This window comes from Elioraea sp. Yellowstone, assembly GCF_006704265.1.
Classification (GTDB): Bacteria; Pseudomonadota; Alphaproteobacteria; order Acetobacterales; family Acetobacteraceae; genus Elioraea.
Genome location: NZ_VIKA01000148.1, coordinates 1 through 7,477, shown reverse-complemented (window position 1 = coordinate 7,477; position 7,477 = coordinate 1). Strand labels below are relative to the sequence as shown.

Sequence of the window (7,477 nt, the reverse complement as noted above, 5' to 3'; positions counted from 1 at the left end):
CCGCCGAGCGGCGCACGCGGGGCGCGCCTCGGGTCGCGCCGGAGCTCGGCGCGCGCGGCGGCTTCGAGCACCCGCAGCGCATCGACGAGCGCGAAGCGCTCGGGTTCGCGCGCGAGCCGCTCGACTACAGGAGCGGCTCGGCGCCGGCGCGTGGCGGCCATGTGCGGATCGCGCCCGGTCGACCAGCGAAGGCGGCGGTCAGCCGGACGAAGCTGTTGACGCTGGCGTGCAGGGCGAGGAAGCGCTCGACCACGGAGGCGAACAGGAACGCGCCCTGGGCGAAGGCGCGCGGATCGAGGGTGAGGCGCACGTCGAGCCCGCCGACGAAGGCCCCCATCCGCCCGCCCGGCGCCCGCGCGACCCCGGGCTCGGCGGTCACCGCGACCACCCCCTCGATCGCCGCACGCGTCTCGGGCAGGTCGCGCAGGTCGTAGAGCCGCAGGATCTCGCGCAGCGCCGCCGCGCCCTCCGTCCCGCCGGTGACCGAGAGGTGGTTCAGGGCGAGATGCGAGATGAGCGCCCAATGGCCGCCCTCGCGCGCCGTGCGCCGGAGCGTGGGCGTGGGCGCCGTCAGCATCGCCATCGCGGCGACGCCGCCCAGCCCCTCGACCGGTGTGAGGCGCGGCCGTCCGCCGCCGAAGGGCAGCGCCGCCGGCAGGTCGCGGTTGCAGCAGGTGGCGTCGATCGAGAGCGTGGAATCGGCCGGCCGTTCGGGATCGAAGGCCGGATCGGCGAGCGCGACGAAGACGTCGGTGCCCGGGAGCGGCGGGGTGGCCGCGCGGCGCACCACCTGGTAGCGCGGCGCCTCGGCCTCCGCCTCCGGCGGCGACGACGGATCGAGCCGGTAGAACGGGCGCCAGACGCGCACCGGGCTGCCCGGACGGCTCTCGCGCACGGCATCGACCGACCAGACCTCGAGCGCGGTCGGCCGGCGCGCATCCGGCACCACGCGGAGTTCGCCCGCCGTGCCGTCGAGGGCGAGCGGGTCGCAGCGATGCGGGAACAGGTTCACCACCGGCGTGCAGCCGAGCGCCAGCGCCTCCGCGCCCAGGAGCCTCTCGAGCTCAGGCATGGCGCGGTCGAGATAGAGGAAGATCTCGAGCCGGTTGCCGCCCGAGACCAGCGTCTTCGCCTCGAGCCCGACGAGGTCGACGAACAGGAACTTCTCGGGGAAGGCGAAATATTCCGTCAGCAGCCGGAATCCGGCGAAGCCGCGCGCGGGCCAGGGCAGGAGCGCCTCGTCGGGCGCGAAGCCGACCTCGCGCACCGCGCCGCGCGGCAGGATCACCGGCGCGGGATCGTTCGGGCTGTCGGCGAGCGCGACCGAGACCGTGTTGTTGACCATGAGCTCGTGGAGCGGCAAGGCCACCTGCGGCACGCCGCGCAGGAAGAAGCGCAGCCGGTCGATGCCGAGCTGGGCGAAGGTCATCTCGGGGGCAAGACAGTTGAGGCCGATCCGGATGCTGCCGACGACGCCGCGCGCCTGGGGATTGGCCGGCGCCTGCAGCGGCAGGCCGGAGAGCCGCACGGTGTCGATGGCGATCGGCGCCAGCGTCACCGGGTAGGTGGTGCGGAAGCGGCAGCGCTCGCCGCCGACCGGCTCGGTGTCGAGGCTGGTGCCGGCGGGAACCGTATACGGCGCGGTCGCGCTCGGCAGGCCCGTGAACTGGACGATCGCGGCGGAGGGGACCGGCGCGAGGTAGTGCGGATAGAGCACGCCGAGCAGTGCGTCGGTCAGCTCGGGGAACTCGTCGTCGAGCTTGTGGCGCACCCGCGCGGTCAGATAGGCGAAGGATTCGATCAGGCGGGCGACATGGGGATCGTCGATCGCGTCGGGGGCGAGCCGGAGCCGGCCGGCGATCTTGGGATGCGCTTGCGCGAACTCGGCCGCGAGCCGGCGCACATAGGCCAGCTCGCGGTTGTAGTAGGGCAGGATGTCGTCGATGTCAGACAGCGGCCGAACCCTGCACGCGGAACGCCATGGCCGAGGCGTCGAAGGCGGTGTCGAAGGTGACGTGCTCGGGCTCGGGATCGGCGATCATCAGCGCCTCGATCCTGAGCCGGAGCGTGCGGTCGAGATCGTCCTGGGACTTGGCGAGCGCGACCTTGACGTTGCGCAGCCGCGGCTCGAAGGCGCGGATCGCCGCCTCGGTGGCGCGCCGGAACGCCTCGCGCCGCTCCTCGGCGGCGAAGTAGCCGGCGGTGAAGTCGGGCACGCCGTAGTTCAGCGGCGAGAGCGCGAGCTCGGCGAGTTCCGGCGCCCAGGAACGCCAGCGCTGGCGCGCGTTCAGCAGCGCCTCGAGATCGCGCCGCACCGCGCGCCTGAGCGCCGCGAGGGTCTCGGCCGGCGAGGGTGGACGGTCCTGCGGCCGGTCGGGCTCGTCGTCGAGCAGCCGGTCCAGCACCGAGAGCTGGACGCGCGGCGGCCGCTCCCCCGGCCTCAGCATGGGCGGTCGTCCCTCGTCACCGGAACCGGATCATTGCGACGGCCCGCGCATCACGACGGCGCGCCGAAGGTGAGCGTGGTCAGCTCCATCACCCCGCGCCCCTCGTCGCCGACCAGGAACACCCGCTGGCCGAGGCCGCGCATCGGTGCGCCCTCGCCGCCCACCCAGTCGGTCGCGCGTCCGAGCCGGATCGGATCGGGCTGACCCGCCTGGTCGCCGACATAGATCGCCGGGATGTAGACGTCGCCGTCGGGGCCATCGCGCACCGACATGCTGGCGCGCCGCCAGAAGAGATCGCGCGGCCGTTCGGGGGCGTGGAACTCGACCGAGGCGACGCGCTCGGTCGGCACCCAGAAGCACTTGCCGGTGGTGGTCAGCACCTCGAAGAAGCCCGAGCAGAGGTCGTCGGCGTCGCGGAAGTCGGTGAAGGGCACGTCGCCCTCCCGCCCCGCGGCCGGCGGACGGTTCGCCTCCGCCTCGTCCAGCAGGCGCATCGCCTCGGCCGCGTCGCCCGCGCGCAGCGTGACCAGCGCGGCGAGCATGCGGCGCAGATGCGGGCTCGGCTCGCCGAGGAACTCCGGCACGCGTCCCTCGGTCCAGATCTGCCGGCGCGCCTGCTCGGCGCGCACGAGCTGGCGGAACGCCGCGGCCTGCAGGGCGAGCCCCGGCTCCATCGCGGTGAGCGCGTCCATCAGCGTGTCCGCGCGCTCGAGATTGCCCTGGAACAGCAGGAGCTCGGCGAGCAGCATGCGCGGGCCCGGATCGGTCGGCGCCTTGCGCACCGCGGCATTCGCCGCCGCCACCGCGTCGTCGAGCCTGCCCGCGCGGAACAGCGCGCCGGCGGAGGCGGGATCGGAGGTCTGGCCGGTCGGATCGGTCATGCGGCGCTCCTCGACGGGACTTCCGTGACGAGACGGAATGTTGCCGCCACGTCATCGAGCTGGAACTGCGGCTGCAGGTGGATGGTGCAGCCGTACTGGCCCGGCCGGCCCGGCAGCTCGGTCACCTGGACCTGCGCGGCGGCAAGCGGATAGCGCGCCATCGTCTCGGCACCGGCACGGGTGTTGGCGTTCACGTAGCGGGCGAGCCAGGTGCGCAGCAGCGTCTCGCACTCCTCGGGCGTGGCGTAGGAGCCGACCTTCTCCCGTCCGATCATCTTCACGTAGTGGGCGAAGCGGCTGACGCAGAGCATGGTCGAGAGCTGCGCCGAGAGGCGCGCATTGGCACTCGCCGCGGCACCCCCCTCGCCCGTGTAGGTCCTGGCGACCTGGAGCGAGCGGCAGGCACCGAAGGCGGCCTCCAGCGTGTTGCGCAGCCAGGTGAGCGGGATGAAGCCGAGTTCGGAGAGATCCTGGTCCTGGCGGTCGGTGAGCGCGATCTCGGTGGCGAAGCGGGGTCCGACGCCGGCGCGGTCCGCCGGGAAGCGCTCGACCGGCAGGCCGGTGACGAGCCCGCCGCCGATCCGGTCGCGATCCGTGCCCTTCACGTCGGCCGGCCAGCCATGGGCCGAGACCGCGCGCGCCACCACCGCGGCGAAGGCGAAGACCGCGCCCATCCATGGCCGGCGCGCGACGTGACCGGCATCCTCGGCATAGACGAAGCCGTCGGCGCGGGTGCCGTCATTGGCGTGCGCCGGTCGCGCCAGCATGCGGGGCAGAACCACGCCGACGAAGCGCGCATCCTCGCGCTCCTGCAGGCTGCGCCAGCGCGCGTATTCCTGGGTGCGGAAGATCGCAGCGAGGTCGCGCACGCCGGAGAGCTCGCCGAAGCGCTCGAGCCCGAACAGCGAGGCGTCGGCGTTCACGACGAAGGGCGCGAAGGCGGCCGCCGCGACCGAGGCCATCGCGGCGAGCGCCGCGACATCGTCGGTCGGGTGGTCGGGGCTGCGCCGGTGGCGCACCTCGTAGTCGCCGATCAGCAGGCCGAAGGGCTCGCCGCCGGGCGTGCCGAACTCGCCCTCGTAGACCTTCTCGAAGATGCGGCTCTGGTCGAACTCGATCGCGCGCTCGAGATCGCGCACGAGCTCGGACCAAGGCAGCGTGATCACCTTGATCTTCACGCGCGGCAGCGCGCCCGCCTCGGCCACCAGCCACTGCAGCCCGCGCCACGCCCCCTCGAGCCGGGCGAAGCGCGGGTGGTGGAGGATCGCGTCGACCTGGTCGGCCAGCATCGCGTCCAGCGCCGCGACGTCGCGGTCGAGGGCGAGCCTGAGCGCCTCGGCGTCCGCGATCAGCCGTGCCGCTTCCGCCGCGCCGAACCACGCGGTGAGGGGGGCGGCCTCGCCGGCGACGAAGGCGGCCAGCCGCTCGGCCGCCGCCTCGCCCGCCGGGCCGAACAGGGCGCCGGCCAGCACCGCGTCGCGCAGCGGGGCGGCCGCACCAACCGGGGAGCCGCCCTCCGTCACGATCCCGTTCCGGCTCCCCGGCTCAGGCCTTCTGCGGGATGCGCGCGACCATCCGCATCGAGGTGGTGAGCTCCTCCATCTGCAGCCAGGGCCGCATGTACGCGACGGCGTTGTAGGCACCCGGCTTGCCCGGAATCTCCTTCACCTCGACGCGCGCCTCGCGCAGCGGGTAGCGGGCCTTCATCTCCGGCCCCGCGTTGGGGTTGCCGTTGACGTAGTTGGAGATCCAGCGGTTCAGCCACTTCTCGCAGTCGGTCGCCTCCATGAAGGAGCCGATCTTGTCGCGCGCCATCACCTTGAGGAAGTGGGCGAACCGGCTGGTCGCCATGATGTAGGGCAGGCGCGCGGAGATCGCCGCGTTCGCGGTCGCCTCCGGCCGGTCGTACTTCTTCGGCTTCTGTGCCGTCTGCGCGCCGAAGAACACCGCGTAGTCAGTGTTCTTGTAGTGGCAGAGCGGCAGGAAACCGAGATTCGACAGCTCGTTCTCGCGCCGATCGGTGATGCCGATCTCGGTCGGGCACTTGGTGTCCGGATCGCCGTCGTCGGAGGTGAAGACATGGGTCGGCAGGTTCTCGACCTTGCCGCCGCCCTCGGCACCGCGGATCGCGGTGCAGAACCCGTACTTGGCGAAGGCGTCCGTCAGGCGCGCCCCCATCACATAGGCGGCGTTCATCCAGCAGTAGTCGTGGTGGCCCATCGCCTGGGGCTGGCCGGCCTCGTTGTAGGGCGCCTCCTCGTAGCCGAACTCCTCGATCGGCTTGGTGTTGGCGCCGTAGGGCAGGCGCGCCAGCACGCGCGGCATCACCAGGCTGACGAAGCGCGCGTCCTCGGTGTCCCGGAACGAGCGCCACTTCATGTACTCGGCGGTGTCGAAGATCTTGGCGAGGTCGCGCGGCTTGGAGAGCTCGGTCCAGTCCTGGAAGCCGAACAGCCCGGCGCCCGCCGCCGAGATGAAGGGCGCGAAGGAAGCCGCGGCGACATTGCTGATCAGGCGCAGCGTCTCGACGTCGTCCGGGTGGTTGGTCCACTCGTAGTCGCCGATCAGGGCGCCGTAGGGCTCGCCCCCCGGGGTGCCGAACTCGTTCTCGTAGATCTTCTTGAAGAGCTGGCTCTGGTCGAACTCGGTCGCCTTCGTCAGGTCGCGGTTGAGCTCGCGCTTGGTGACGTTCAGCACCCGGATCTTGAGGCTGGTGCCGGTCTCGGAATTCATCACCAGGTAGTGCAGGCCGCGCCAGCTGCCCTCGAGCTTGGTGAAGGCCGGCTGGTGCATGATCTCGGCGAGCTGGGCCGAGAGCTTGCGGTCGATCGCCTCGATCGCGCGGTTGAAGGTGACCGTCAGGTTCTTGTTGAAGGTGACCGTCCCCTTCAGCGCCTCCTCGGTGAGCGTCCGGATCAGTTCGGCGGCGCGATCCTTCTCGGTCTGCTTGGTGGCGGCGATCGCCGCGCCGAGCAGGCTTTCAGCCTCGACCGTGGTCGCGGCGGCGCCTTCGGGGGTGGCTTGCGCTTCGGCCATCGGATCACTCCTCCTTCTTGTCGAGGCCGAGCTCGGCCGACAGCGCCTTCAGCTTCTCCTCGTTCTGCAGCACCTGCTCGAGCAGGCCCTCCAGTTCCTCGGAACGATCCACCTTGCTCATGAGATCGCGCAGCTTGTTGCGCGTCTCCAGCAGCGCCTTCAGCGCCGGCACCTGCTCGACGATGCGGCCCGGCTCGAAGTCCTCGATGCTGTTGAACTTCAGGTTGACGGCCATCTGGCTGCCGTCGTCGGCCAGCTTGTTGTCGACCTTCAGATTCAGGCCGACATTCATCCGCGCCATCACGTCGTTGAAGTTGTCGCGGTCGATCTGGACGAACTTGCGCTCGCTCAGCGGCCGCAGCGGCTGGGTGGGATCGCCGGAGAAATCCCCCAGCACGCCGACGACGAAGGGAAGCTCGCGCTCCACCATCGCCCCCTCGGTCTCCACCTCGTAGGTGATGTGCACACGCGGTCGACGGACGCGCGTCAGCTTCTCGTGAACGCTCGCCATGCGCGCCTCTCCTCCTTCGCTATGGTCTCCGGACAGGCCAAATCGCTCGGCACCGCAGCGCGGCATCCGGTACGGGAAGACGATACGGCGCGCCCAACCGCGCGGTCAACACGATCCCATCGCGGCACGAACCGGCAGAGATCCGCGTCTCGGCCGTCCCAGGCGGGAGGCGGCCTCACTCCTCGGGCGGGGCGGGCGGGCGGATGCCGAGCGCGGTGAGGAAGGCGTTGCGCGCGGTCTCGTCCGGCAGCGTCTCCTGCAGCAGGTCCGGCAGCGTCATGCGGCCGCGCCGCACCGCCTCCTCCAGCGTGTAGGAGAGGGGCGAGTGCGGTTCGCTGCGGCGGAACCAACGGGCGACCTCCTCGAGCAGCCGGAGCGCGTCCTCGCGGGTGGCGATCTCCCCGGGCCGGGCAGCGCCGCGCGCCCGCGGTCCGGGCGTCGCGCCGGTCTCGCCGGTCTCGCCGGCTTCCGTCTCGGCCGCCGCCTCGTCCTCCGCCTCGCCCTCGGCCGGCGCGTTCGGCCCGGCAAAGCGCAGCGCGGCGGCGAGCACCTGTTCGAGCAGTCCGCGCACCGCCGAGGTGGGGGGGGCGTCGCGGCCCGCG

General features: G+C 72.0%; 6 protein-coding genes and 1 pseudogene. All 7 read right to left on the bottom strand.

Annotated features, from left to right (window positions below):
* Positions 1-124 precede the first annotated feature (124 nt).
* Entirely contained in the window at positions 125-1,933 is a 1,809-nt protein-coding gene (tssF, locus tag FK498_RS15750) for a type VI secretion system baseplate subunit TssF (protein WP_255581504.1), read from the bottom strand.
* Between the two features lie 13 nt (positions 1,934-1,946).
* Entirely contained in the window at positions 1,947-2,447 is a 501-nt protein-coding gene (gene tssE / locus FK498_RS15745; protein WP_141856194.1) for a type VI secretion system baseplate subunit TssE, read from the bottom strand.
* A gap of 50 nt (positions 2,448-2,497) precedes the next feature.
* Positions 2,498-3,328: a type VI secretion system accessory protein TagJ gene (locus FK498_RS15740; RefSeq protein ID WP_141856192.1), complete on the bottom strand. Its 831-nt coding sequence runs from the start codon at positions 3,326-3,328 to the stop codon at positions 2,498-2,500.
* Positions 3,325-4,851 carry a type VI secretion system contractile sheath large subunit gene (gene tssC, locus FK498_RS15735; protein WP_237560971.1) on the bottom strand — a complete coding sequence of 509 codons (1,527 nt, stop codon included), beginning with the start codon at positions 4,849-4,851 and terminating at the stop codon, positions 3,325-3,327. The genes FK498_RS15740 and tssC (FK498_RS15735) overlap by 4 nt, the downstream gene beginning before the upstream one ends.
* A 22-nt stretch (positions 4,852-4,873) precedes the next feature.
* Entirely contained in the window at positions 4,874-6,364 is a 1,491-nt protein-coding gene (gene tssC, locus FK498_RS15730) for a type VI secretion system contractile sheath large subunit (RefSeq protein ID WP_141856190.1), read from the bottom strand.
* A gap of 4 nt (positions 6,365-6,368) precedes the next feature.
* On the bottom strand, positions 6,369-6,875 hold the full coding sequence (tssB, locus tag FK498_RS15725; RefSeq protein ID WP_141856188.1) for a type VI secretion system contractile sheath small subunit: 507 nt from the start codon (positions 6,873-6,875) through the stop codon (positions 6,369-6,371).
* Positions 6,876-7,050: 175 nt separating this feature from the next.
* Positions 7,051-7,477 (bottom strand): annotated as a pseudogene (locus FK498_RS19410) (ImpA family type VI secretion system protein); the annotation flags it as partial.